Annotated in this window: 21 protein-coding genes; 10 read left to right on the top strand and 11 right to left on the bottom strand. The window is 62.4% G+C overall.

Annotation, left to right across the window (positions count from 1 at the left end; genetic code table 11):
* Positions 1-38: 38 nt before the first annotated feature.
* Both radA and alr read right to left on the bottom strand, forming a co-directional pair.
* Positions 39-1,412, bottom strand: coding sequence for a DNA repair protein RadA (radA, locus tag AB4Z19_RS27045; protein ID WP_442036669.1), 1,374 nt, complete (start codon positions 1,410-1,412; stop codon positions 39-41).
* Between the two features lie 3 nt (positions 1,413-1,415).
* Positions 1,416-2,504 carry an alanine racemase gene (gene alr / locus AB4Z19_RS27040; protein WP_442036668.1) on the bottom strand — a complete coding sequence of 363 codons (1,089 nt, stop codon included), beginning with the start codon at positions 2,502-2,504 and terminating at the stop codon, positions 1,416-1,418.
* Positions 2,505-2,634: 130 nt separating this feature from the next.
* On the opposite strand from alr, the gene lplT reads away from it, so the two are divergent.
* Entirely contained in the window at positions 2,635-3,897 is a 1,263-nt protein-coding gene (gene lplT / locus AB4Z19_RS27035) for a lysophospholipid transporter LplT (RefSeq protein ID WP_442026045.1), read from the top strand.
* A 34-nt stretch (positions 3,898-3,931) separates the two neighbouring features.
* Here the strand turns inward: lplT and AB4Z19_RS27030 are convergent, their stop codons facing one another.
* The 4 genes from AB4Z19_RS27030 to tsaB are packed head-to-tail and all read right to left on the bottom strand — an operon-like array spanning position 3,932 to position 7,611.
* A complete protein-coding gene (locus AB4Z19_RS27030; RefSeq protein ID WP_442026044.1) occupies positions 3,932-4,942 on the bottom strand; it encodes a DUF1853 family protein in 1,011 nt (336 codons plus the stop codon).
* On the bottom strand, positions 4,926-6,371 hold the full coding sequence (locus AB4Z19_RS27025) for a uracil-DNA glycosylase (RefSeq protein ID WP_442036666.1): 1,446 nt from the start codon (positions 6,369-6,371) through the stop codon (positions 4,926-4,928). The genes AB4Z19_RS27030 and AB4Z19_RS27025 overlap by 17 nt, the downstream gene beginning before the upstream one ends.
* Positions 6,368-6,841, bottom strand: coding sequence for a ribosomal protein S18-alanine N-acetyltransferase (gene rimI, locus AB4Z19_RS27020; protein WP_442027548.1), 474 nt, complete (start codon positions 6,839-6,841; stop codon positions 6,368-6,370). Before rimI ends, AB4Z19_RS27025 begins: the two co-directional genes overlap by 4 nt.
* Positions 6,838-7,611 (bottom strand): tRNA (adenosine(37)-N6)-threonylcarbamoyltransferase complex dimerization subunit type 1 TsaB, encoded by a 774-nt coding sequence (gene tsaB, locus AB4Z19_RS27015; RefSeq protein ID WP_442027546.1) that lies wholly within the window; start codon positions 7,609-7,611, stop codon positions 6,838-6,840. Before tsaB ends, rimI begins: the two co-directional genes overlap by 4 nt.
* Before the next feature lie 37 nt (positions 7,612-7,648).
* On the opposite strand from tsaB, the gene AB4Z19_RS27010 reads away from it, so the two are divergent.
* Positions 7,649-8,074, top strand: a complete 426-nt coding sequence (locus AB4Z19_RS27010) for a thioredoxin family protein (protein WP_442027545.1) — start codon at positions 7,649-7,651, stop codon at positions 8,072-8,074.
* A gap of 65 nt (positions 8,075-8,139) precedes the next feature.
* On the opposite strand, the gene AB4Z19_RS27005 is transcribed toward AB4Z19_RS27010, so the two are convergent.
* Positions 8,140-10,410, bottom strand: a complete 2,271-nt coding sequence (locus tag AB4Z19_RS27005; protein WP_442027544.1) for a molybdopterin cofactor-binding domain-containing protein — start codon at positions 10,408-10,410, stop codon at positions 8,140-8,142.
* Between the two features lie 15 nt (positions 10,411-10,425).
* Entirely contained in the window at positions 10,426-13,542 is a 3,117-nt protein-coding gene (locus AB4Z19_RS27000; protein ID WP_442036664.1) for an EAL domain-containing protein, read from the bottom strand.
* 119 nt (positions 13,543-13,661) lie between these two features.
* Between AB4Z19_RS27000 and AB4Z19_RS26995 the strand changes: the two genes are divergently transcribed.
* Positions 13,662-14,168, top strand: coding sequence for a DUF1993 domain-containing protein (locus tag AB4Z19_RS26995; RefSeq protein WP_442027441.1), 507 nt, complete (start codon positions 13,662-13,664; stop codon positions 14,166-14,168).
* Between the two features lie 144 nt (positions 14,169-14,312).
* Here AB4Z19_RS26995 and AB4Z19_RS26990 read toward each other — a convergent pair whose 3' ends face one another.
* Both AB4Z19_RS26990 and AB4Z19_RS26985 read right to left on the bottom strand, forming a co-directional pair.
* Entirely contained in the window at positions 14,313-14,507 is a 195-nt protein-coding gene (locus AB4Z19_RS26990; protein ID WP_442027442.1) for a DUF1289 domain-containing protein, read from the bottom strand.
* Complete coding sequence (locus AB4Z19_RS26985) at positions 14,507-15,067, bottom strand: DUF1415 domain-containing protein (RefSeq protein ID WP_442027443.1); 561 nt, start codon at positions 15,065-15,067, stop codon at positions 14,507-14,509. The genes AB4Z19_RS26990 and AB4Z19_RS26985 overlap by 1 nt, the downstream gene beginning before the upstream one ends.
* Before the next feature lie 181 nt (positions 15,068-15,248).
* Here AB4Z19_RS26985 and AB4Z19_RS26980 point away from each other — a divergent pair, with 181 nt between their 5' ends.
* The 7 genes from AB4Z19_RS26980 to AB4Z19_RS26950 all read left to right on the top strand — a co-directional run bounded on the left by AB4Z19_RS26980 (position 15,249) and on the right by AB4Z19_RS26950 (position 22,726).
* A complete protein-coding gene (locus AB4Z19_RS26980; protein WP_442027444.1) occupies positions 15,249-16,586 on the top strand; it encodes a transglycosylase SLT domain-containing protein in 1,338 nt (445 codons plus the stop codon).
* A gap of 181 nt (positions 16,587-16,767) precedes the next feature.
* Positions 16,768-17,559 (top strand): enoyl-ACP reductase FabI, encoded by a 792-nt coding sequence (gene fabI, locus AB4Z19_RS26975; protein ID WP_442036662.1) that lies wholly within the window; start codon positions 16,768-16,770, stop codon positions 17,557-17,559.
* A gap of 229 nt (positions 17,560-17,788) precedes the next feature.
* Positions 17,789-18,649: an SPFH domain-containing protein gene (locus tag AB4Z19_RS26970; protein WP_442029559.1), complete on the top strand. Its 861-nt coding sequence runs from the start codon at positions 17,789-17,791 to the stop codon at positions 18,647-18,649.
* A gap of 33 nt (positions 18,650-18,682) precedes the next feature.
* Positions 18,683-18,847 (top strand): hypothetical protein, encoded by a 165-nt coding sequence (locus AB4Z19_RS26965; RefSeq protein ID WP_442036660.1) that lies wholly within the window; start codon positions 18,683-18,685, stop codon positions 18,845-18,847.
* Between the two features lie 315 nt (positions 18,848-19,162).
* Positions 19,163-20,815, top strand: a complete 1,653-nt coding sequence (locus AB4Z19_RS26960; protein WP_442036658.1) for a DEAD/DEAH box helicase — start codon at positions 19,163-19,165, stop codon at positions 20,813-20,815.
* Between the two features lie 261 nt (positions 20,816-21,076).
* Complete coding sequence (locus AB4Z19_RS26955) at positions 21,077-21,973, top strand: L,D-transpeptidase family protein (protein ID WP_442036656.1); 897 nt, start codon at positions 21,077-21,079, stop codon at positions 21,971-21,973.
* Between the two features lie 9 nt (positions 21,974-21,982).
* A complete protein-coding gene (locus tag AB4Z19_RS26950) occupies positions 21,983-22,726 on the top strand; it encodes a M23 family metallopeptidase (protein ID WP_442029607.1) in 744 nt (247 codons plus the stop codon).
* On the opposite strand, the gene AB4Z19_RS26945 is transcribed toward AB4Z19_RS26950, so the two are convergent.
* Positions 22,717-23,253, bottom strand: a complete 537-nt coding sequence (locus AB4Z19_RS26945) for a DUF882 domain-containing protein (protein ID WP_442029609.1) — start codon at positions 23,251-23,253, stop codon at positions 22,717-22,719. The two genes, AB4Z19_RS26950 and AB4Z19_RS26945, sit on opposite strands and share 10 nt — an antisense overlap.
* Positions 23,254-23,327 lie beyond the last annotated feature (74 nt).

The raw sequence follows: 23,327 nt of genomic DNA, 5'->3' as shown, positions 1-23,327 counted from the left end.
TATTGTACTGCGCATTCAGCGATGATGTGAATCAAGTATTACTGCAATTCCCGCAAACGGCTGAAGGCATCGTCGATGCGTTCCACCGGAATGATGGTCATGCCCTCGATCGGCTGCTTGGGCGCATTCGCCTTCGGGATCATGGCCACCGAGAAGCCCAGTTTGGCCGCTTCGCGCAGGCGCTCCTGGCCGCGCGGCGCGGGCCGGATTTCGCCCGCCAGCCCCACTTCCCCGAACACGACGAAGCCGCGCGGCAGCGCCTTGTTACGCATGGAGGAATTGATCGCCAGCAGAACCGCCAGGTCGGCGGCCGGCTCGGTGATTTTCACCCCGCCCACCGCGTTTATGAACACGTCCTGGTCGAAAGCCGCAATGCCGGCGTGACGGTGCAGCACTGCCAGCAGCATCGCCAGGCGATTCTGCTCCAGACCAACCGACAGCCGGCGCGCGTTGGGCAGATGGCTGGCATCCACCAGCGCCTGGATTTCCACCAGCAACGGACGCGTGCCCTCCTGCGTTACCATCACCACCGACCCAGGCACCTGGCTGTCGTGCTGGGACAGGAACAGCGCCGAAGGATTCGACACGCCCTTCAGCCCCTTCTCCGTCATGGCAAACACGCCCAGCTCATTGACCGCGCCAAAGCGGTTTTTAATGGCGCGCACCAGGCGGAAGCTGGAATTGTTATCGCCTTCGAAGTACAGCACCGCATCGACGATATGCTCCAGCACGCGCGGACCGGCCAGCGAACCCTCTTTCGTCACGTGGCCGACCAGAATAATGGTCACGCCCGTGGTCTTCGCCATGCGCGTCAGCTGGGCCGCGCATTCGCGCACCTGGGCCACCGAGCCGGGCGCCGACGTCAGCGCATCCGAGTACAGCGTCTGGATCGAGTCGATCACGGCCACCTGCGGCTTGATGTCATTCAGCGTGGCGAGAATTTTCTCCAGCTGGATCTCGGCCTGCAGCTTGAGGTCCTTGGCGTCGACCGCCAGGCGCTTGGCACGCAGCGCGATCTGCGCGCCAGACTCCTCGCCCGATACATACAGCACGCTCTTGACCTGCGACATATTCGCCAGGGCCTGCAGCAGCAGGGTCGATTTGCCGATGCCCGGATCGCCGCCGATCAGCACCACGCCGCCCGCCACCAGGCCGCCGCCCAGTACGCGGTCGAATTCTTCAATGCCGGTGCCGAAGCGCGGCACATCCAGTGCCTCGATATCCTGCAGCGACAGCACGGGCGCGGTCTGCGCCAGCGATTGATGGGTTTGCGAGAAGCGGTTGGCGCCCGCCGCCTCGATGACGGTTTCCACCATCGTGTTCCACTGCTGGCAGGCGGCGCACTGGCCGGTCCATTTGCTGGACACGCCACCGCATTCGCTGCAGGTGTAGTTGGTCTTTGCCTTCGCCATGGATCAGGCCTCGACCACGCGCACACGCGGCGCCACGGCGCACATCAGCTCATAGCCGATGGTGCCGGCGGCAGTTGCCACGTCATCGATCGGCAGGCCTTTACCCCACAGAGTGACTTCACTACCGATCTTCGCATCCGGCACCGGGCCAAGATCCACGGTCAGCATGTCCATCGACACACGGCCCACGATACGGGTGCGCACGCCGTTCACCAGCACCGGTGTATCGACCGGCGCATGGCGCGGATAGCCGTCCGCATAGCCACAAGCCACTACGCCAATGCGCATCGGACCTTCCGCCTCGAAGCGGCTGCCATAGCCGACAAAGTCGCCCTTGGCGATGTCCTGGATGCCGATAATTTCGCTGGCCAGCGTCATGGCCGGCAGCAGGCCGAATTCTTCCGCCGTCTTGCCGCCCGGCGTGCCGCCATACAGCATGATGCCGGGACGAACCCAGTCGCTCGGCAGCGCCGTGCCCAGGTCCGGCATCAGGAAAATGCCAGCCGAATTGGACAGGCTGCGCTGGCCCGGAATGCCGTCAGTCGCGGCCTGGAAGCGGCGGATCTGTTCATCGATCGGCATGCAGGGATGGGCGCGCTCGTCGGCGTTGGCGAAGTGGGTCATCAGCGTGATCTCGCCTACCTGCGGCAGCGCGCGCAGGCGCTCGTAAGCGGCGCGGAACGCTTCCGGCTTGAAGCCGAGGCGGTTCATGCCGGTGTTCATTTTGAGATGCACATTGACGGCGCGCGGCAGGCGGGCGGCTGCCAGCAGGTCGATCTGCTCGTTGCAATGGACCGAACCGTTGATGTCATGCTCGGCCATCATTTCGATGTCGGCCGCGTCGAAGAAACCTTCCAGCAGCAGGATGGGCTTGGTCCAGCCCAGCTGGCGCAGGCGCAACGCGTTGTCGGGCTCGATCAGCGCCAGGCCGTCCGCCTCCGCGAAGCCGCGCATCGCACGTTCCAGCCCGTGGCCGTAGCCGTTGGCCTTGAGCACGGCCCAGGCTTTGGACTGCGGCGCACAGGCCCGCGCACGGGCCAGATTGTGTTTCATTGAATCAATATGGATGCGTGCTTCGATGGGCCTTGGCATGGCGTAAAACGAGGGTCGAAAAGGAATCCCGCATTTTACCTTAGAGGGGTCTTAGGCACGGGTGTGATTTCTTGGGAAACCACCCTTTCCATGGTATAAAGCATGCCGAGATAAGTTTTCGGGCCCCAGAATGAATCGTGGTTTTTATACCATCATGGCAGCGCAGTTCTTTTCGTCGCTGGCGGACAACGCATTGTTGTTCGTGGCGATCGACCTGCTCGTTTCCATGAAATCCCCGGCGTGGATTACGCCGCTCCTGAAGCTGTCGTTTGTGCTGTTTTACGTGCTTTTGGCTGCATTTGTGGGCGCTTTCGCTGACGCGCTGCCCAAAGGCCGCGTCATGTTCATTGCGAACCTGATTAAGATTTTCGGCTGCATTCTCATTTTCACGCATGTGCATCCGCTGGCTGCTTATGCGGTCGTGGGTTTTGGCGCGGCGATTTATTCGCCGGCTAAATACGGCATCCTGACCGAATTGCTTCCCGCCGAGAAACTCGTGGCGGCAAATGGCTGGATTGAAGGTTTGACGGTGACCTCGATTATTTTCGGCACCGTAATGGGCGGTGCACTGGTCGCGGGCCGCGTGTCGGCCTGGCTGATGAGTATCGACCTTCCTTACATCGACACCGGCATCGACACCACCACCGAAATGGCGCTGTGCGTGGTCGGCGGTACGTATGTGCTGGCGGCCCTGTTCAATCTGAAGATTCCCGATACCGGCTGCGTCTATCCTCATCAGGAGCGCAATCCGGTCAAGCTGATCACCGACTTCTCCAACTGCTGCGTGATCCTGTGGAAGGACAAGCTGGGCCAGATTTCCCTCGCCGTGACCACCCTGTTCTGGGGCGCCGGCGCAACCCTGCAGCTGATCGTGCTGGAGTGGGCCAAGAAATCGCTGCACATGAGCTTTGACAAGGCCACCAGCACCGTCGGCATGGTCGCAATCGGTGTGGCGCTGGGCGCGGCGCTGTCGGCCCGTTTCATCAGCCTGCGCAAATCGCTGACCGTGATCCCGCTGGGTATCGCGATGGGCGTGATCGTGATGGGCATGATCTTCGTCGATACGACTTATCTGGCGTATCCGCTGCTGGTACTGGTCGGCATTCTGTCCGGTTTCTTCGTCGTGCCGATGAACGCCCTGCTGCAGCACCGCGGCCACGTGCTGATGAGCGCTGGCCATTCGATCGCCGTACAGAACTTCAATGAGAATCTGTCGATCCTGACCATGCTGGCCATCTACTCGCTGATGCTGCGCCTGCGCCTGGATCTCAATGTCATCATCGTGCTGTTCGGGCTCTTCGTCGCGGGAACCATGCTGATGGTGATGCGCGTGCATGCAGCCAACCAGCGCGAGCACGATTCGCTTGCGCTGATCGGCGAGCACAAGCACTAACGCTGTTCGGGCACGGCGGATCGGACGATCCGCCCTACAGCGGCAGGCTTCCGCTTTCACGGCGCGTCCGGGCTCGGTCGCGCCAGTCGTCCGGCACCACGAAGCCGCGCTCCGTTTCCACCAGCCAGCCATCCGCCTCGGCCACCGTCGCGACCATCACAGGCGATGGATCGATGGCGAATTTTTCAGCTAGCACTTGCAGCAACTCGTCGCGCGTCAGCGGCGCCGGTGTTGGCGGCAGTTGCGCAGCCTCGCCCAGCGCCGGGCGCGCTGCAGCGATCTTCAGCGGCGCCAGCCACTGCAGGCGCGGCATGACCACGAAGCGCTCGCCTTCCGCCGCGGCTTGTGCGGACAAGGTGCGCCAATATCCGCGGCAATGGCCGGGCGACACGCCTTCAATATTCCACTCCCTGCCTTCTTCGTAAAACAGCCAGCCCTTCACCAGCGCCTGCGCTTTCACGACCGGCTCCGGCAGCACCAGCTGCGCGGCCGGATGCCGCGAGATTTGCAGCTGATGGCTGAAGATCTTGCGCATCTTGAGCCCCAGCGTATCGGCCAGATTTGGTCCGACGAGGTGATTGAATTTGCCCGGATCGGGTTGGCCATCGAGCAGATAGAACTTGGTCGCGAATTCGATATGGCGCAAGCCGCCCTCCTCGCGCAGCAGGAAGTCGAATTCGCCGATGGTGCCATTGCGTCCATCGCGGATTTGCAGGCCGTGCGCGGCCAGTACGCCTTGTTCGGCGTAATAGAAGGCCATCAGCTTTTCAGCGTACAGGCCAAGGCGTGAGTAGAAGCGGTTGCCGAGGGCTTGCTCGACCGGCGTCGGATCGGCGTCGAGGTCGGCCAGCCAGTTGGCGACGGCGGGCGTTGGCGCGCCAAGTGCCGCGATCTTACCGTGCCAGTGAGCGCTGTTCGCATCGAGCAGGTCGGGGGAATCAAGCAGCCAGGCCAGTGCGCGCACATGGGGGCGCGTCAGGTGGCCCCATGTGCGCTGGAAGCGCGCCTGGTAAGTGGATGCTGCCGGTTTAGCGGCGTCCGGCATGGGCGGACTTGGCCAGGCACAGGTCGGCCCATGCCTTGGCCTTTTCTTCCGGCCGCTTCAGCAGGTCGGTTGGATGATAGGTTGCCACGACCGGCACTTCGCCGTGCAGCATGATGCGTCCACGCGCGGCGGCGCCGAGCAGACCTTTGGCGCTGGTATGGCCGACGGCGACCACGACCTTCGCTTGCGTCAGCTGCAACTCGCGTTCCAGATACGGACGGCAGGCTTGCAGCTCTTGCGCGGTCGGCAGGCGCTGGCTGCCGTCTTCGTTCGCGGGACGGCATTTCACCAGCGTGGTGATATACGCGCCCTTCTCCGTGCTCTGATTCACTGCGCGCAGCATATTGTCCAGCAGGCGGCCAGGATTACCGGTGATCGGCTCGGCGAATTCTTCATCGTCCTGATTTGGCGCAGTATCGAGCACCAGCCAGCTTGCCTGCTCGTCGCCGCGACCAGTGACGGCGGTTTCGCGCGTTTTGCACAGGTTGCAGCGCGTGCACGATTTCACAGCCGCTTGCAGCTCCGGCCAGTCCATCGCTGCGATTTCCTCGTCCGTCACCGGACCGCTGGCTTGCGAGCGCGCGGCAGCCGCACGTGGCTGGTGAGCCGCGGCTCGCGGCACGGCCGGCACGTCATCATCCCAAGCCGACTCCCGCGCCGGCGCCGCAGGCGCAGGTGCGGCCGACGTATGCCGTGCCCCTGCCGCAGGCGCGGACGGTTGCCGCGCGGCTGGCGTGTGTTGAGGCCCTGCCGCAGGCGCGGACGGTTGCTGCGCGGCGGGCGCAGGCTGAGAACGCGTAGCGGCTGCAGAAGGCTGCGGCGCGACAGCGCCCGGCGCTGCCGGCGCGTCGCCCCACGCTGATTCTTGCGCAGGCGCAGCTGGCGCAGGCCGGCGCGCATGTGCTGCGGGAGGCTGCGATGCAGCGGCGCCTGATGCTACGGGCATGTCGTCCCATGCTGATTCTTGCGCAGGCGCAGCTGGCGCGGGCCGGCGCGCATGTGCAGCGGCGTCTGGTGCTGCGGGCATGTCGTCCCAGGCTGAGTCTTGCGCTGGCGAAGCGGCGGTCGATGCTGCGGGCGTGTCATTCCATGCCGACGCTTGCGCCGGCGCGGCGGATGCAGGCTGCTGCGCGGCAAGCGCGGATGGCTGCGGCGCGGCAGGGAATGCTTGTCGCTGGGCGGCGGGTGGCGCGGACTGGATCGCGGCAGCGGAGGAGGTCACAGGCGCAGGCGATGCGGCGGCGGCGGTGGCGGAGGTCACGGGCGCGGGCGATGGTGCGGCGGCTGAAACCTCAGTCGCAGCGATGGCAGCAGCTTCGGCGACCGCATCTGCGGCAACATCGGCTGCACGCGCGCGCAGGCGCCACTGCGGCCCCACGCCCATCTCTTCAAGGAACACCGCGCTGCGGTGTGGCAGCGATCCGCTCATAGGGCATAACGCATGACGATTGCGTCCTCGCGTTGCTGGTTCGCGGCCGGGTAGTAGCCCTTGCGGCGACCGATTTCGTTAAAGCCGTAGCGCTGGTAGATCTCCAGCGCGCGTACGTTCGATGGACGCACTTCCAGCAGCATAGACTCCATGCCCAGCCCGCGCGCCAAAGCCACTGACTGATTCAGCAGAAAGCGTCCCAATCCCTTGCCCTGCCACTGCGCCGACACCGCCACATTCAGCAAATGGGCTTCGTCGACAATCGCCATGATCAGAAAATAGCCAAGCAGCTCGCGGTCCTGCGCACGCAGCACCCAGGCCTGATATCCCTGTGCCAGCGAATCGGAAAAATTAGCACGCGTCCAGGGATGCGGATAGACCGCCTGTTCGACGGCTACCACTTCATCCAGATCGCCTTCCTGCATTGGCTCGTAGACCAGCCGCGCCAGATCCCAGACGTGTTGTTTCATGCCTGCGACGCCTTCATTTCTGCGCGCTCTTCCTTGGTGTACGCGACCTTGTTGCGCAGGTAGAGCGGTTGCGCTTGCGCTGCGGGCACGGCGTGGCCGGCTTCGAACAGGCGCGCGCCCAGTTGGGCGATTTGCACGGCGTGCGGCATGATGTTCGCGTAGGCGCCAGCCGCGAAAGGCTTGCCGGCAAAGGCATCCGGATAGGCCGAGAAGCCATTGCCGCAAGCGGCCAACGCGGACGCAGCGGAGCCGGAGGGCGCCGAAGCCGCGGCGCCAGTGGAGGCGGCCACGGGGGCGGCAGCGAGCGCGCCCGGCGCGGGCACAACGTCCTGTGGCGCGGATAGCGCGGGTTCGAGGGTTGCGACCGGCGCGTCGCCGTCGAAGCGGTACTGCGCCCAGTACACCTCATTCATGCGTGCATCCAGCACGGCCAGCACCGCGTCGGCGCCGTGCGCCTGACGGCAGGCCAGCGCCATCGCATCCAGCGTCACCACGGGTACCAGCGGCAGCTCGGCGCCAAAGCCCAGGCCCTGCGAAATGCCGCAGGCCGTGCGCACGCCGGTGAACGAACCCGGGCCAGCACCATAGGCAATCGCGTCGCAATCGCGCAAAGCGATGCCCGCCTCGTCCAGCAGCTCCTGCACCATGGGCAGCACGGATTGCGAGTGCGTGCGCACGCCGGAGGATTCGCGGAAGATTACCTCCCCGCCGCGCAGCAACGCGCAGGAGGCCATTTCGGAGGACGTTTCGATGGCAAGAATGATAGGCATAAGCGATATTTTAACCTGCCATGTACAATACGTCCCCATGCACAGCACTACTTTACATGCAGATAACCGCGCCGAAGTGGCAACCGCACTGGCTCAGGACCGCCTGATCGTGGCCTGCCTGTGCGCGGCATGGTGCGGCACCTGTTCCAGCTACCGCGCCGTGTTCGAGGAGCTGGCGTCGCGCCATCCCGACAAGTATTTCCTCTGGGTGGACATCGAGGACCACGCCGATATCGTCGGCGACCTGGATGTCGAGAACTTCCCTACCCTGCTGATTCAGAAGCACGAAAACGTGGCGTTTTTCGGCACCATGCTGCCGGACCCGAACGTTGCGCATCGCCTGATTGAAACCCAGGCCGCGCTGTCCGAGGATGAACTTGCGCGTCAGGCGCGCTCGACGCCGGAGCGCCAGCAGTGGCAGCGGGAATGCAATCTGAAGTCCCTGCTGGACGCTGCCACGTAGGGCGGATCATTGATCCGCCGTGCATGCTGATTGGCGGCGCCAAAGCGGCGGATCGATGATCCGCCCTACGCCAGGCGCAGTGGCAGGCTTCTGAGACGCTGGCCGGTCAGCTGGAAGACGGCGTTGGCAATTGCCGGGGCGACCGGCGGCGTTGCCGGTTCGCCGACACCCTCCGGCGGCTCGGTACTCAGGATAATCACGGTTTCAACGTGCGGCACTTCGTTCATGCGCGGCACGGGGAAATCGCCGAAATTGCTCTGTTCGACCTTGCCATCCTTGATCGTAATCTCGCCGCTCAGCGCACCGGAAAGTCCCCACACCACTGCCGATTCCACCTGCTGCGCAATGATGTTCGGATTGACCGCCAGCCCGCAGTCGATGGCGCACACCACCTTGTGCACCTTGATCTGCTTGCCGATCACCGACACTTCCGCCACCTGCGCGACAATCGTACCGAAGGACTGATGCAGCGCCACGCCATGTGCGCGGCCTTCCGGCGGCGTACCGGCCTTGGTCACAGCCGCATTCAGCACCGCCAGGTCGCGTGGATGATTCAGCAGCATGGTGCGGCGGAATTCCACCGGATTCTTGCCCGCCGCATGCGCCATCTCGTCGATGAAGCTTTCCTTGAAAAAGGCGTTGTGCGAATGGCCCACCGAGCGCCAGTTCCCCAGCGGGACGGCGCTTGGCACGATGACGTGCGCGATCTGCTGATTCGGCACCTCGTACTGCATATCGTAAGCGCCCTCGGACGTGGCGCGGTCCGGGCCAGCCGCCGGCAGTGCGAGATTGCGCTTGCCGAACTGGTGGTTCAGCGCTCCGCCGCCGGACTTCACTTCCCAGCTGATCAAATTACCGCCTTCATCCAGGCCGCCCTGGAATTGCGCAATCGCGCAGGGACGGTAGACGTCGTGCGTGATGTCCTCTTCGCGGGTCCAGATGACTTGCACCGGTGCGCCTTTGCATTCGCGCGCCACGGCGACGGCTTGCGCCACCATGTCCGCCTCCAGGCGGCGCCCGAAGCCCCCGCCCAGCAGGTGCTCATGCAGAACGACGTCCGATTCTTTTACGGCCGCCGCGATGGACGCTGCACGCACCGCAAAGGTCTGCGCCTGGGTGCCGAGCCAGACATGGGCCTTGCCATCCTTGACCTGGGCCGTGCAATTGATCGGCTCCATGGTCGCATGCGCCATGAAGGGCGCGCGGTATTCGGACTTCACCGAGCGCAGCGCGCTCTTTGCGGCGGCCTTCATATCGCCGCTGCTGTGATAGGTAAAACCGCTTTCCTTTTCCAGCGCGTCCGAAATCTCGGCGTAAATCTGTTCGCTGGAGATCTTGCCCGCCGGGCCGGGCTCCCAGCGGATCGCCAGCGCCGCCGCGGCCTGCTTCGCTTGCCAGAAGGTTTTGGCGACAACGGCCACGCCGGCGCCGGCGCCCATATTCGGTTCGATGGCGCCGCTGAAATCGATCACACTCAGCACACCCGGCATATGCAGCACGTCGGCCGGATTGATGCCTTTGATGCTGCCACCGACGTAAGGCGACATGCGCACCGCCGCGTAAATCATGCCTTCCGGCCGCGCATCGATACCGAACGTCGCCGTGCCCTCGGACTTGATACGCGAATCGCGGCGCGGCGTGCTTTGGCCAACGAGGCGGAAATTGTGCGGATCTTTGAGCTTGATTTCGTTCGGCTGGCCGACGGCGGCAGGCGCCGCCAGGCTGCCGTAGCTGGCTTTCCGGTTGCTGATGTCGTGATACAGGTAACCGTCTTCGGTGCGCACCTGCTCCGGCGGCACTTTCCATTGACGCGCCGCTTCGGCCACCAGCAAGCCGCGCGCGGTGGCGCCGGCTTCGCGCATCGGTCCCCATGCATCCTTCACGCTGGACGAACCGCCGGTAATGATGATGCCCAGCTCACGCGCCACTTTCCCCAGCATCCACTGGGAGAAATGCTTCACATTGCCCTCATCGTCCGGATGGAAAGGCAGGTTCTCGCGCAGCACCGCGACATTGCTGTAGATCTTGTCGATCGGCGCCTGCACCAGGCGGATCGACGACAGCGGCACATCCAACTCTTCCGCCACCAGCATGGGCAGCGCGGTATGCACGCCCTGCCCCATTTCGGCGCGCGGCATGGCCAGGGATACCGTGTTATCGGGCGAGATCGCAATCCAGCCGTTCAGGGCGACATCGCCATCCTGTAGCGGCAAGGCTTGTTTGCTTTTCAGGCGCTGGCGCGGCGGCATCACGCCCCAGCCCACAATCATCGCCCCTGCCACGGCCACGCCGCTCAGCAGGAAGCGCCTTCTCGAAAAACGGGTCGGCTTTAGCATCCGTATTGTTCCCTTTTATGGCAGCCAGCGCTGCAGCAGGTCGTCCGGCATCACCGGACGGCTGTAGAAGTAGCCCTGCGCCTGATTGCAACCGTGGCGCAGCAGGAAGGCCGCCTGCTCGTCCGTCTCCACGCCTTCCGCGATGACGGACAGGTTCATGCTCTTACCCAGCTGGATAATCGCAATGGCGATGGCCTCGTCGTTGACGTCGGTTGAAATATCCTTGATGAAGCTGCGGTCGATCTTCAACGTCTGCACCGGCATCTGCTTCAGGTAGGCCAGCGAGGAATAGCCGGTACCGAAATCGTCAATCGCCAGTGAGACGCCTACCGCGTGCAGGTCGTTGATGAAGGCCAGCGCGTCGCCGGTGTTCATGATCAGCGACTCGGTCACTTCCAGCTGCAGGCGATGCGGCTCCAGGCCCGTTTCGGCCAAAATGTCGCGCACCATGGCGACCATCGAGCCGCGATCGAACTGCTTGGCGGACAGGTTGACGGCAATCTTCGGCACATTCAGACCGCCTTCCTGCCAGCGCACCATCTGGCGGCAGGCTTCGTACAGCACCCACTTGCCCAGCTGGTTGATGAAGCCGGTGTCCTCGGCCAGCGGAATGAAGCGGATCGGCGGCACCAGACCCAGTTCCGGGTGGTTCCAGCGCACCAGCGCTTCCACGCCGATCAGGCGGCCCGTATCGATTTCGACTTGCGGCTGGTAGTTCAGGAAGACTTCTTCCTTCTCGATGGAGCGGCGCAGGAAGGTTTCCAGGCGCAGGCGCTCCACGCCCTCGCCCGTCATCGACGGCGCGTAGAAGCGATAGCCGTTACGGCCGCGGGCCTTGGCCTGGTACATGGCCACGTCCGCGTTACGGATCAACATGTTCAGGTCGGGCGCATCGCCAGGGAAGATCGAGATACCCACCGAGCAGGTCACGAACAACTCGTGGCCAGCCACCATGAAAGGCTGTTCGAACATGCCGACCAGTTTTTCGGCCACCAGGCTGGCGCCGTACTGGCCGTCCACATTCTCCAGCAGCACGATGAATTCGTCGCCGCCCAGACGCGCCAGCGTATCGCCTTCGCGCAGCTTCTCGGACAGCGCATGCGCCACCTGTTTCAGCAGCTCGTCGCCGATATGGTGGCCCAGCGTGTCGTTGACGTTCTTGAAGCGGTCCAGGTCAATGAACAGCAGCGCCAGCTGCTCGTTGTCGCGCGTGGCGCGCTGGATGGCGTGCTGCAGACGGTCGTTGAACAGCAGGCGGTTCGGCAGCTGGGTCAGCGGGTCGTGGTGCGCCAGGTGATCCAGCTTTTCCTGCGATTCCTTGACCAGCGTGATGTCGCTGAACACGCCGACGTAGTGGGTGGTGACGCCGTGCGTGTCGCGCACGGCGGTCAGGGTCAGCCACTCCAGGTATTGTTCGCCGTTCTTGCGCAGGCTCCAGATCTCGCCGCGCCAGTAGCCGGTGGTGACCAGCTCTTTCCACAACTCGTTGTGGAAGCTGTCGTCGTGACGGCCGGAGCGCGTGAGGTTGCGGTCCTGGCCCAGGGCTTCCGCTTCGGTGTAGCCGGTGATTTGCGTGAAGGCGGGATTCACGGCCACGATGGTGCCCTTGTCGTCGATGACCATCACGCCGTCGGCAATGTGCTCCAGCACCGTGGCGGACAGGCGCAGCTTTTCTTCCGCCTCCTTACGCGCGGTGATGTCGGCGTAGACCCAGATCGAGCCTTCGTTGGAGCGGTTCTGGTCGATCGCGCAGCCGGACACCATGCACCAGAACAGCGTGCCATCGCGGCGGCGGTAGTGGCGTTCCTCGCTGAAGTATTCGCCTGCGCCCAGGGTCGGGTACTGGCGCGCGCCGGCCGATTCGAAGTCGAAGGACGTCGGGAACACTATCGCGGTCGAGCAGCCCACCATCTGGCCCGGCTCGTAGCCGAACAATTCTTCGCAGCGGCGGTTGACCGACACGATGGTCCGATGGCGTACGAACATCACGCCGAACATCACGTTGTCCAGAATCGCGCTCTGCTCGGCCAGCAGGGCCTCGATGCGCATTTCGTTGTGCTTACGCTGGCTGATGTCGGAAATGATGCCGTCCACCCAGCTCGCCTGGCCCGCTTCGCCCATTTGCGGCTGGCCGTTTTCCGCCACCCAGCGCTCGGTGCCGGTGGCGTCGATGATGCGGTATTCAATTTCGTAAGGCTTGCCCTCTTCCAGCGCGGCCACCACGGTGCGGCGCTGACGCTTGCGGTCTTCCGGGCAAATCAGGTTGGCCCAGGCGTGCGTCGTGCTGCGCATGAACTGCGAAGCGGAGTAGCCGGAAATGTCTTCAATGGCATCCGACACGAAATCGATCGGGCCATCCGGGCGGTAGCGGAACACGGCGCCCGGCACCTGGGTCACGATGGTGCGGAAGCGCTCTTCGCGCTGGCCGATGTCTTCGAACAGGTGTTTGATCGCGACCCGCATCTGCTCCAGCTGGCTGGCCAGGCGGCCCAGCTCATCGTTGCTGCGCAAGTCCATACGGGTTTCGAAATCGCCGTGCGACAGGCGGTCGGAGAAGCGCATCAGCTTGCGCAGCGGCTTCAGCAAACGCGAATTCAGGAACAGGATGATCAGCACCAGCGACATGGTCAGCTGGGCGGCCAGCACGAACACGTAAGACCATTGTTTGTCGCGCAGCTCGGCCTGGCTGCGAGCGTCGTCCATCTCGACCATGATGCGGCCGATCTTTTCGCCGCGCACCAGGATCTCGCGCTCGGCGCGGTAGACATTGCCGATCTGGCGCTTGGGCGCCTCCATGTGCATGAACTGGGTGTCGGCCTGGCCGGTCACTTCCACGCGCAGCACGGAACGGTCGCGCATCACGGATTCCACCAGCGAGTGGGCGGATTCCGCATTCATATTCCACAGGGATTCCTGCATGCCGAGCGCCAGGATGTCGGCGTTGCGCTGCAGGGATTCGTTCAGGGCGGTGCGTGCGGATTGCTGCTCGTGCACGCCGATCAGCAGATAACTGCCGATTGCTGCGGGAATGACCAGTCCACCAAACACCATCAGAAGCAGCGAGCCGTAGATGGATAGTCCATACAGGGCGCTCAGACGGGATCTCAGTTTTCGGTATAAATGACTAGCCATGCAGGACGGTTGAGTTGAAAAACATACCCATCAGCAATTATGCACATAAACTCTATGAACAGTCACCCTTATTGAGAGCATTCTTGCTATGATCGCCGCTCTTAACTGAGGAGCATCTTATGTCGTTTTCCATGTATTCCGCGTCCGTTCCGGTGTTTCGCCAGATTCTGAATAGCCTTTTGGTTATCCTGGAGAAGGCTGAGGCCCATATCGAAGCGAAGAAAATCGATCCGAACGCAGTGTTGCAATTCCGTCTCTTCCCGGACATGCTGCCCTTCACCCGTCAGATCCAGATCGCTGCCGACTTCGCCAAGGGCGCAGGCGCGCGCCTGGCCGGCCAGGATGTGCCGTCGTATGAAGATACGGAAAAGACCTTTGGTGAACTGAAGCTGCGCATCACGCGCACCATCGCTTTCCTGGACAGCCTGCCGAAGGCCGCCATCGAAGAAAGCGCCCAGCGCGCTGTAACTACCGGTTCCGGTGAAAAGCTGAAGAACTGGGTGGGCCAGGAGTATCTGGTGCATTACGCACTGCCACACTTCTACTTCCACGCCACCACGGCTTATGACATCCTGCGCCATAACGGGCTGGAAATCGGCAAGAAGGATTTTATCGGCACCTGGTAATTCAGGCACGGCGGGTCAATGACCCTCCCTACGCGGCGCCGCGTGACAAATCCGGGATGCGCCGCGCGGGAATTCCGGCCATCGTCGCAACGCACGGCAGCTCGGGGGGGGCAGCGTAGGGCGGATCATTGATCCGCCATTGCGTCACGTGTTGCGGCGCGGATAGCCCTGCGCGAGAATGCGCGTCCAGACCTTTTCTTTCTCCTGGGCGCTCATGGAAACCCAATGCGCCACCTCGATATAAGTCCGGCCGCAACCGCGGCAGATCTCATCGAAAGTGGTCGAGCAGACCGCCACGCAAGGCGTATCCGGCCGCTCAGGCAATTTCTGCTCGCTCATCACTTCACCTCAAGGCCCAGCTTATCCCAGCCCTCGTGGCCCAGTTCTTCCATGGTTTCGATGTTCTTCTCGAAAATGGCTTCGGCTTCCGGGAAAGCTTCCACAGCGCGGTCGATGCTTTCCTCGCGCAGCAGGTGCAAGGTCGGGTAAGGCGAACGGTTGGTGTAGTTGCCGATGTCGTTCTTATCCGTGTCGGCGAACTGGTAGTCCGGGTGGAAGCTGGCCACCTGAATCTCGCCTTCCAGCTCCATATCCTCGACGGCCGCGTCGGCCACATCAAGGAATTCGTTATATTCCTCAAAGTCGTTCAGCACGTTTGGATGAATAATCAGGGTCGTGTCGACCTTTTCCGCCGGGGTGTCGGACAGATACTGAAGCTCGTCCATCAGCAGTTCCAGCAGTTCCTCCGGCGTTTCCGCCTCGGACACCACATAGCGGACCTGTTCCTTGATATAGACCGCCTTGGCGAAAGGACACAGGTTCAGGCCGATCACCGCCTTTTCCACCCATTTCCGGGTTGCTGCGATTACGGCACTATGATCCACGGGGGACTTGCTCATCTTCAATTCCTGAATGCTAAAACTGGATGCCAATTATACCCTTTCACTGAATAAACTCATAAAATTGCATAAGAAAATCAGTGACATAGCGCATTTTTGCTTGACTGAACCATGCATGATCCTTACACTCCGGGTTTAGATAGTCCGTCCGATGTTTCTTGTCCGACAACAGTGGAAAACTATGCAAGCACGAATTCAAACCGCCCTGCTGGCCGCGCTGATCGCTAGCGCAGCCCCGGCGATCAACGCAGCCGACATGGCCCTGCCGTTGAACGCCCCGGCGAAAACCAGCCCGTCCGACGCACCCAAGACCTTCGCCAAGCAAGCTGTAGCGGGCGAAGAAACCTTCCGTGAGACGGATGTATGGGGCCGCATTCGTTCCGGCTATGCCATTCCCGACGTGAACAACTCCCTGGTGGCCAAGCATGCCAAGTGGTATGCCGACCGTCCGGACTACATGGCCCGCACTTCGGCCCGCGCCTCGCTCTACCTGTACCACGTGGTCAGCGAGCTGGAAAAGCGCGGCATGCCGACTGAACTGGCCCTGCTGCCATTCATCGAATCCGCATTCAACCCGAACGCCCTGTCCAGCGCTTCCGCCGCCGGCCTGTGGCAGTTCATGCCCGGCACCGGCAAGGACTATGACCTGAAGCAGAGCGCGTTCAAGGACGACCGCCGCTCGGTTATTGCCTCGACCGATGCCGCCCTGACCTATCTGCAGCGCCTGTACGATATGTTTGGCGACTGGCACCTGGCTCTGGCCGCCTACAACTGGGGCGAAGGCAATGTGCAGAAAGCCGTCCAGCGCAACAAGGCCGCCGGCAAACCGGTCGATTTCGACAGCCTGGCTGATCTGATGCCGGCCGAGACCCGCAATTACGTGCCGAAGCTGCAAGCGGTGAAGAATATCGTCGCCAACCCGCAGCAGTTCGGCCTGAACCTGCCGCAGATCGACAACCAGCCTTACTTCGCGACGGTCGAAAAAACCAGCGATATGGACGTGGCAGTGGCCGCCAAGCTGGCCGAAATGTCGGTGGACGAGTTCAAGGCCTTGAACCCGCAGTTCAACCGCCCTGTCATCACCGGCAACGACCAGACCCAGATCCTGCTGCCGAAGGCAAACGTCGAGAAGTTCTACTCCAACCTGGCATCGTGGACCCATGCGCTTTCCAGCTGGACCACGCACAAGATCAGCAGCGCCCGTGAATCCATCGCCTCCCTGGCCCACAAATTCGGCACCACGCCGGAAGCGATCCGCATGGCAAACAACATCCCGACCCGCAGTGTGCTGAAGGCCGGCTCCACCATCCTGGTGCCGAAAACTTCCGCCATGGTGGATCAGGACATCCCTTCCGAAATCGCCGATTCCGCCACTGTCGCCCTCGATTCCGAGCGCACCACCGGCGGCAGCAAGCGCTACAAACAGGCCAGCGCGTCCAACACGAACGCGAAACCTGCTGTCAGCATGGTCAAGGCCCACGTCAAGCGTGACGCAGTAGGCCATCACAAAAGCAACTAACCCCGTTCCGCCACGACTTGGCAAACTTGCAGTCGTGGCGTCATGGCAATACAATCTCTGTCTTGCGTTGCGCATGCGGCGGATCAATGATCCGCCCTACGACCCTCGTCCGTCGTGATGCGTAGGGCGGATCATCGATCCGCCGAACCACCCAACACGCTGTACCCACTGGAGCAAATAGATGGCTTTCCTGCAAGGCAAAAAAATCCTCATCACCGGCGTTCTGTCCAACCGTTCGATCGCTTACGGCATCGCCCAGGCCTGCCACCGCGAAGGCGCTGAACTGGCGTTCACCTATGTCGGCGACCGCTTCAAGGACCGCATCACCGAATTCGCCGCCGAATTCGGCAGCAAGCTGGTGTTCGACTGCGACGTGAGCAGCGACGAGCAAATCAACAACCTGTTCGCAGACCTGGGCAAAGAGTGGTCGCAGCTGGACGGTTTCGTGCACGCCATCGGCTTCGCGCCTCGGGAAGCAATTGCCGGCGAGTTCCTGGACGGCTTCAGCCGCGAAAACTTCCGCATTGCCCATGACATCTCCGCTTACAGCTTCCCAGCCATGGTGAAAGCCGCCCTGCCGCTGCTGAAGCCTGGTTCCTCGGTGCTGACCCTGTCCTACCTGGGTGCAGTGCGCGCGATCCCTTACTACAACACCATGGGCCTGGCCAAGGCATCGCTGGAAGCGTCGGTGCGCTACCTGGCCGAAAACCTGGGCCAGCACGGCATCCGCTCCAACGGCATTTCCGCCGGTCCGATCAAGACCCTGGCCGCGTCCGGCATCAAGGACTTCAGCAAGCTGCTGGGCTTCGCCTCCAGCCACGCTCCGCTGCGCCGCAATGTGACCATCGAAGAAGTCGGCAACGCCTCCGCCTTCCTGCTGTCCGACCTGGCCTCCGGCATCACCGGCGACATCATGTACGTCGACGGCGGCTTCAGCCACGTCATGGGCCTGAACGCCAGCGACTACACCTGATCGCTGACTTCGCTCCAACCAAAAGCCGCCCACGAGCGGCTTTTTTTACACACAAAGCAAAAGCTGGTGGCAGGCACATCGTGCCTGCCACCTGGTTTCTGCCGTAGGTTCTGACCTGGTTTCCGCCGTAGGTTTTGACCTGGCTTCCGCCGTGGGCTCTGATTTATTTCTTGACAATACGAAACAGTGATCCTAAAGTGATATCACTTTGATCCCACATGGATAAATCATGACCCGTACCGAAAAACCGTTTTCTTCGTTTAGTGGCTATCTCGCCCTGGCAGTCGGCGTCGTTCTGGTTATTTTTGCCTTCCTCGCACTGGAAAACTTCCGGCCATTAATTGCCGTCGGGGCGGTTTTCTGCGCGATCCTGTCGTTTAGCGGCCTGTACATGCTGCGTCCGAATGAAAGCGCCCTGCTCACTCTGTTCGGCCAATACATCGGCACCGACCGCAGCGAAGGCCTGCGCTGGGCCTTCCCGCTGTACAGTAAGAAACGTCTGTCCCTGCGTGCGCGCAACCTGAACGCGCCGATCCTGAAGGTGAACGACAAGCGCGGTAATCCGATCGAGATCGCCGCCGCCATCGTCTGGCGCGTGAAGGACACCGCCCAGGCCATGTACGACGTCGACGATTTCGAGCGCTATGTCGCGATCCAGGCCGAAGCCGCCCTGCGCCACCTCGGCTCCCTGTACGCCTACGACGAGGGCGAAGACCTGGCCGAAGGCGAAACCACCCTGCGCGCCGGCATGGACGAAGTCGCCCACGCGTTGAAAGCCGAGCTGCAAGAGCGCATCTGCGCCGCCGGCGTCGAAACGGTGGACGCCAAACTGACCCACCTCGCCTACGCCCCCGAAATCGCCCAGGTCATGCTGCGCCGCCAGCAAGCCGAAGCCATCATCAGCGCGCGCCAAAAGATCGTGCACGGCGCCGTCAGCATGGTCGAAGCAGCGCTGAAAGGCCTGGCCGAGCGCGAGATCGTGGAACTGGATGCAGAACGCAAGGCAGCCATGGTCAGCAATCTGCTGGTGGTACTGTGCTCCGACAAGGACACCCAGCCCATCGTCAACACCGGCACCCTGTACAACTAAGCAATGGCAAGCCCCGGCAAAAAAGCCTTTCCCTTGCGGATAGACCCGGCGCTGTGGGAAGAACTGCAACGCCTGGCCGCCCGCGACCTGCGCAGCGTGAACGCGGAAATTGAGTTCCTGCTGCGCGAGGCCCTCGCACGCCGGGGCATCAAGCCCAAATTCGACGCTGCCTCGCCGCCCGGCGACGAGCAGCAATAGCTGCCAGGTGGCCGCCCTGGCCCCGCAGGCCACACCGCACGAAGAACCAGGTGCATAAGCCACGAAATTACTGTACAATGCTTCCCTTGTGCGCTGCACCAATACCGCAGCTGAAAATAAAAACACATATATAGCAGCTTCGCGAACCTTTGCCGGCATCCCAAAAAGTTGGATGCTGTCCATAAAGCCCCCCGCCCTGTGTGTCGAACTTTGACACCGTCCCGGCGCAAAGCTTTTGTGCCGAAATTTCTAAGTATTTAGAGTCGTTTCGTTGTTGGTTGGCGTAGCTATTTCCGATTTTTACGAAAGATATCAATGACTTTTGAAGCACTTGGCCTTAACCCGTCCATCCTCAGCGCCCTGACCGAAGCCGGCTACACCAAGCCGACCGCCGTGCAGGAGCAAGCCGTTCCGGCTGCCATCGCTGGTAAGGACCTGCTGGTTTCCTCGCAGACGGGTTCGGGCAAGACCGCAGCGTTCATGCTGCCGTCCCTGCACCGCCTGGCCGAATTCGGCAGCGCGCAGCAGCAGGGCCGTACTCCTAACCAGGAGAAGCAGGCTGCGTTCGCCCGCGGCGAGCGTCCTCGTTTCCGTCCAGCCCAGCCGAAGATGCTGGTGCTGACCCCGACCCGCGAACTGGCTCTGCAGGTCACCACCAATACCTCCAAGTACAGCGTCAACCTGCGCGCGATCAAGGCCGTGTCCATCCTGGGCGGCATGCCTTACCCGAAGCAGATGCAACTGCTGTCGCGTAACCCGGACATCCTGGTTGCCACCCCTGGCCGTCTGATCGACCACATGGAATCCGGCAAGATCGACTTCTCCCAGCTGCAGATTCTGGTGCTGGACGAAGCCGACCGCATGCTGGACATGGGCTTCATCGACGACATCGAAAAGATCGTCGCCGCTACCCCGGAAACCCGCCAGACCATGCTGTTCTCCGCGACCCTGGACGGCGTCGTGGGCAATATGGCCCGCCGCATCACCAAAGATCCACTGGTGATCCAGGTTGCAAGCACCACCGCGCGCCACGAGAACATCACCCAGCGCGTGCACTTCGTGGACGACCTGTCGCACAAGAACCGCCTGCTGGACCACCTGCTGCGCGACGAATCGCTGGACCAGGCCGTGGTCTTCACCGCCACCAAGCGTGACGCCGACACCATCGCCGATCGCCTGAACATCGCCGGTTTCTCGGCTGCTGCACTGCATGGCGACATGCACCAGGGCGCCCGTAACCGTACGCTGGACGGTCTGCGCCGCGGCAACGTGAAAGTGCTGGTCGCGACCGACGTCGCCGCGCGCGGTATCGACGTGCCGAACATCACCCACGTGTTCAACTACGACCTGCCGAAGTTCCCGGAAGACTATGTGCACCGCATCGGCCGTACCGGCCGCGCCGGCCGTAACGGCCAGGCAGTCTCCCTGGTGAACCACGCCGAAAACATGCACGTGCGCCGCATCGAGCGCTTCACCAAACAGACGATTCCGGTCGAAGTGGTGGAAGGTTTCGAGCCGAAGCGTTCCGCGCCTCCGCGCAACGCCAGCCGTCCGGGCGGCGGCGGTGGCTGGAAACCAGGCGACGGCCGTGGCGGCAAGCCAGGCCAGCGCAGCTTCAGCAACCCACGTAGCGAAGGCGGCCACTACCGCAGCGAAGGCAATCCATTCCGCGGCGACCGCAACAACGAAAGCCGTCCATTCCGCGCTGAAGGCAACTTCCGCAAAGAAGGCGGCGGCTTCCGCAACGACAGCCCAGGCTATCGTCCAGAGCGCAGCGAAGGCTTCCGCACTGAACGTAGCGAAGGCTTCCGCAGCGAAGGCGGCCAGCGCAACGAAGGCGGCTTCCGCAAAGAAGGCGGCAACTTCCGCGAGCGCGGCGAGTCCAACTTCCGCAACCGCGAAGGCGGCAGCTACAACAAAGGCGCGCCACGCAGCGACGCACCGCGCCGTCCTTGGGGCGACCGCTAATTAAGCCCTGCCCGGTTCGCTGGGCCTGACACCAAAAGGCTGAGTTCCGCACACGCGAACTCAGCCTTTTTCATTTGCACGGCCATATCCTTCGATTCAGAGCTGGTAGCGTACCTGCATGGGGTCCAAGGCGGCGGAAGTCGCAAATCGTTGACAACAGGAATCACAATCCTGGACTCTATCAGCTGAGCCATTCGTCAGCGATGCACTTAGTTCGTTCCCGAACAGAAGCGCGGCGGCGAACGCGGGAGACTGTCGGGCATGAAAACCTCGATCATTCCCCTGCTGTTGGCCTGTGCATGGGCGCAGGCCGAGACTGATGTGCCATCAGTGCTGCGTGCACAAGTGCTGCTCGATCGACACCACTTCTCGGTGGGCGAGATTGACGGGCTGTATGGCACGAATATGCGTCAGGCCTTGCTGGGTTTCCAGCATGCGAAGGGCCTGCCGGAAACGGGCAAGGCTGATAAGTCCACGCTGGATGCGCTGGATGACGGCCAGCCCGCGCTGGTCACTTACACGATTACGGACGCCGATATCGGCGGTCCATTCCAGCCTGTGCCCGAGTCAATGGCTGACAAGGCACGCTTGCCGTCGCTGGGCTTTTCCAGTGTCGAGGAAGCGCTGGGCGAGCGCTTTCACGCCAGCCCGGGCTTGCTGAAGAAGCTCAATAAGGGCAAGGACCTGCACCGCGCGGGCGAGGAAATTCTGGTGCCGAATATCGCCGGCGTGGAGCCGCTGCCGAAGGCGACAACGCTGGTGGTCAGCAAAAGCATGCACACGCTGATGCTGGTTGACTCCAACGGCCAGATCATCGCCCAGATGCCCGCCAGTACAGGCAGCGATCACGATCCACTGCCAATCGGTGACTGGAAAGTGAATGGCGTCGCGCGCAATCCGCCCTTCCACTACAACCCCAAGCTGTTCTGGGACGCGAAACCTGACGAAACCAAAGCGACGATTCCGCCAGGTCCGAATAACCCTGTCGGCGTGGTCTGGATCGATTTGTCGAAGGACCACTACGGCATTCACGGCACGCCGGAACCTGGCAATATCGGCCGTACGCAATCGCACGGATGCATCCGCCTCACGAACTGGGATGCGGCGCTCGTTGCGGACGCGGTCACGCCCGGCTTTGCGGTCGTGCTGAAAGAATGAGGAGGCCTTATGCGACCACTCGGCATTCTTATCCTCGGCGCTGTGATTGGCGCGGGAGGGACCATCGCCTATCTGAACCAGGTGCCGCTGCCGCGCACTGATACTGCGGAACCGGCGGCACCCACAACACCGGCACTGCCTGCGCCGCCGCAGCAGGCGGCGCCAACACCGCAGCCCGCGCCGGCACCTGCGACCGATTCCGAATCGCACGGAACGCCGCCGTACACCACGCCCGGCCAGGCAGCGGCCAATTACGCGAACGTGCCTGACACCAGCGGCGCGTCGATCGGCGGCGTCACCGCCGGACCCAATGCGCCGATCTCGGAACTGCAGGTGCCCGTCGCTGGCGTGACCGTCGGCCAGTTGAGCGACACCTTCAACCAGCCGCGCGGCACCGAACGCAAACACGAGGCGCTGGACATCCTCGCGCCGCGCGGCACGCCGGTGCTGGCGGCTGCGGACGGGACGGTGGTCAAACTGTTCAACAGCAAACCGGGCGGGCTGACGGTGTACGTGTTCGATCCAACCGAACGCTATTCCTACTACTACGCCCACCTGGACCACTACGCCAACGCGCTACAGGAAGGCCAGCACATCAAGCGCGGCGACCTGCTCGGCTATGTGGGCTCCACCGGCAATGCCGATGCGAACACGCCGCATCTGCATTTTGCGATGTTTGAATTAGGTCCGGAAAAGCATTGGTGGCAAGGGACGCCAATCGATCCCTATCCCATGTTCAGCCGTCACCAGTGACGCACGCGCCCAGTGTCCATATGGACGAACTGGGATGTCGGATAGTAGCCAACTCCCCCGCCCTTCAACGCCATCGCGGCCTTGTGCAGTTGCGCCAGGTCGCGTCCCGGCATGCGGATGTCGATCGCCTTGGCTTCCATGTGCATGCTGTGCTTTGCCACACCGCCGCTGCGATCGGCCAGCATCTGATTGGTTTCCGGTGAACGATAGCCTGAGATCACGTGAATCACCTCGTTATTGCTGAACTGCGAGCTGACCTTGTTCAGCAGGAGCAGCAACTCGGGGTCCATCTCCGCGATCTTGTTGTTGTAGTGGTCGCGCAGCAGGTGATTGATATCCTGCAGAGCATCGGGAATGAACTGGCCGCCGGCCCAGAACATGGTGCGCAGGGTTTCGCCGGTGTGGGTGTTGTAGAAGCGCAGGCTGCGCTCGTGGGGTGCCGCGATGGCCGCCCGCGCCAGGGATGGCAGGCTCAATGCAGAAGCCAGCGCCACCGAACTCTTGAGAAAAGATCTACGCTGATTCATGGCTTCATGATACCGGCCACGACATTTTGATGTTTTTATGGCGCGCGGCAAGAATTTACCATATACTTGATTAC

Source organism: Pseudoduganella sp. RAF19, from assembly GCF_052114165.1.
Classification (GTDB): domain Bacteria; phylum Pseudomonadota; class Gammaproteobacteria; order Burkholderiales; family Burkholderiaceae_D; genus Rugamonas.
Note: the sequence above shows the minus strand (reverse complement) of the source record. Positions and strands in the feature narration are given on the sequence as shown.

Coding starts and splice junctions, on each gene's coding strand:
- radA (WP_442036669.1), bottom strand. CDS start 1,412: ATGGCGAAGGCAAAGACCAACTACACCTGCAGCGAATGCGGTGGCGTG.
- alr (WP_442036668.1), bottom strand. CDS start 2,504: ATGCCAAGGCCCATCGAAGCACGCATCCATATTGATTCAATGAAACAC.
- lplT (WP_442026045.1), top strand. CDS start 2,635: ATGAATCGTGGTTTTTATACCATCATGGCAGCGCAGTTCTTTTCGTCG.
- AB4Z19_RS27030 (WP_442026044.1), bottom strand. CDS start 4,942: ATGCCGGACGCCGCTAAACCGGCAGCATCCACTTACCAGGCGCGCTTC.
- AB4Z19_RS27025 (WP_442036666.1), bottom strand. CDS start 6,371: ATGAGCGGATCGCTGCCACACCGCAGCGCGGTGTTCCTTGAAGAGATG.
- rimI (WP_442027548.1), bottom strand. CDS start 6,841: ATGAAACAACACGTCTGGGATCTGGCGCGGCTGGTCTACGAGCCAATG.
- tsaB (WP_442027546.1), bottom strand. CDS start 7,611: ATGCCTATCATTCTTGCCATCGAAACGTCCTCCGAAATGGCCTCCTGC.
- AB4Z19_RS27010 (WP_442027545.1), top strand. CDS start 7,649: ATGCACAGCACTACTTTACATGCAGATAACCGCGCCGAAGTGGCAACC.
- AB4Z19_RS27005 (WP_442027544.1), bottom strand. CDS start 10,410: ATGCTAAAGCCGACCCGTTTTTCGAGAAGGCGCTTCCTGCTGAGCGGC.
- AB4Z19_RS27000 (WP_442036664.1), bottom strand. CDS start 13,542: ATGGCTAGTCATTTATACCGAAAACTGAGATCCCGTCTGAGCGCCCTG.
- AB4Z19_RS26995 (WP_442027441.1), top strand. CDS start 13,662: ATGTCGTTTTCCATGTATTCCGCGTCCGTTCCGGTGTTTCGCCAGATT.
- AB4Z19_RS26990 (WP_442027442.1), bottom strand. CDS start 14,507: ATGAGCGAGCAGAAATTGCCTGAGCGGCCGGATACGCCTTGCGTGGCG.
- AB4Z19_RS26985 (WP_442027443.1), bottom strand. CDS start 15,067: ATGAGCAAGTCCCCCGTGGATCATAGTGCCGTAATCGCAGCAACCCGG.
- AB4Z19_RS26980 (WP_442027444.1), top strand. CDS start 15,249: ATGCAAGCACGAATTCAAACCGCCCTGCTGGCCGCGCTGATCGCTAGC.
- fabI (WP_442036662.1), top strand. CDS start 16,768: ATGGCTTTCCTGCAAGGCAAAAAAATCCTCATCACCGGCGTTCTGTCC.
- AB4Z19_RS26970 (WP_442029559.1), top strand. CDS start 17,789: ATGACCCGTACCGAAAAACCGTTTTCTTCGTTTAGTGGCTATCTCGCC.
- AB4Z19_RS26960 (WP_442036658.1), top strand. CDS start 19,163: ATGACTTTTGAAGCACTTGGCCTTAACCCGTCCATCCTCAGCGCCCTG.
- AB4Z19_RS26955 (WP_442036656.1), top strand. CDS start 21,077: ATGAAAACCTCGATCATTCCCCTGCTGTTGGCCTGTGCATGGGCGCAG.
- AB4Z19_RS26950 (WP_442029607.1), top strand. CDS start 21,983: ATGCGACCACTCGGCATTCTTATCCTCGGCGCTGTGATTGGCGCGGGA.
- AB4Z19_RS26945 (WP_442029609.1), bottom strand. CDS start 23,253: ATGAATCAGCGTAGATCTTTTCTCAAGAGTTCGGTGGCGCTGGCTTCT.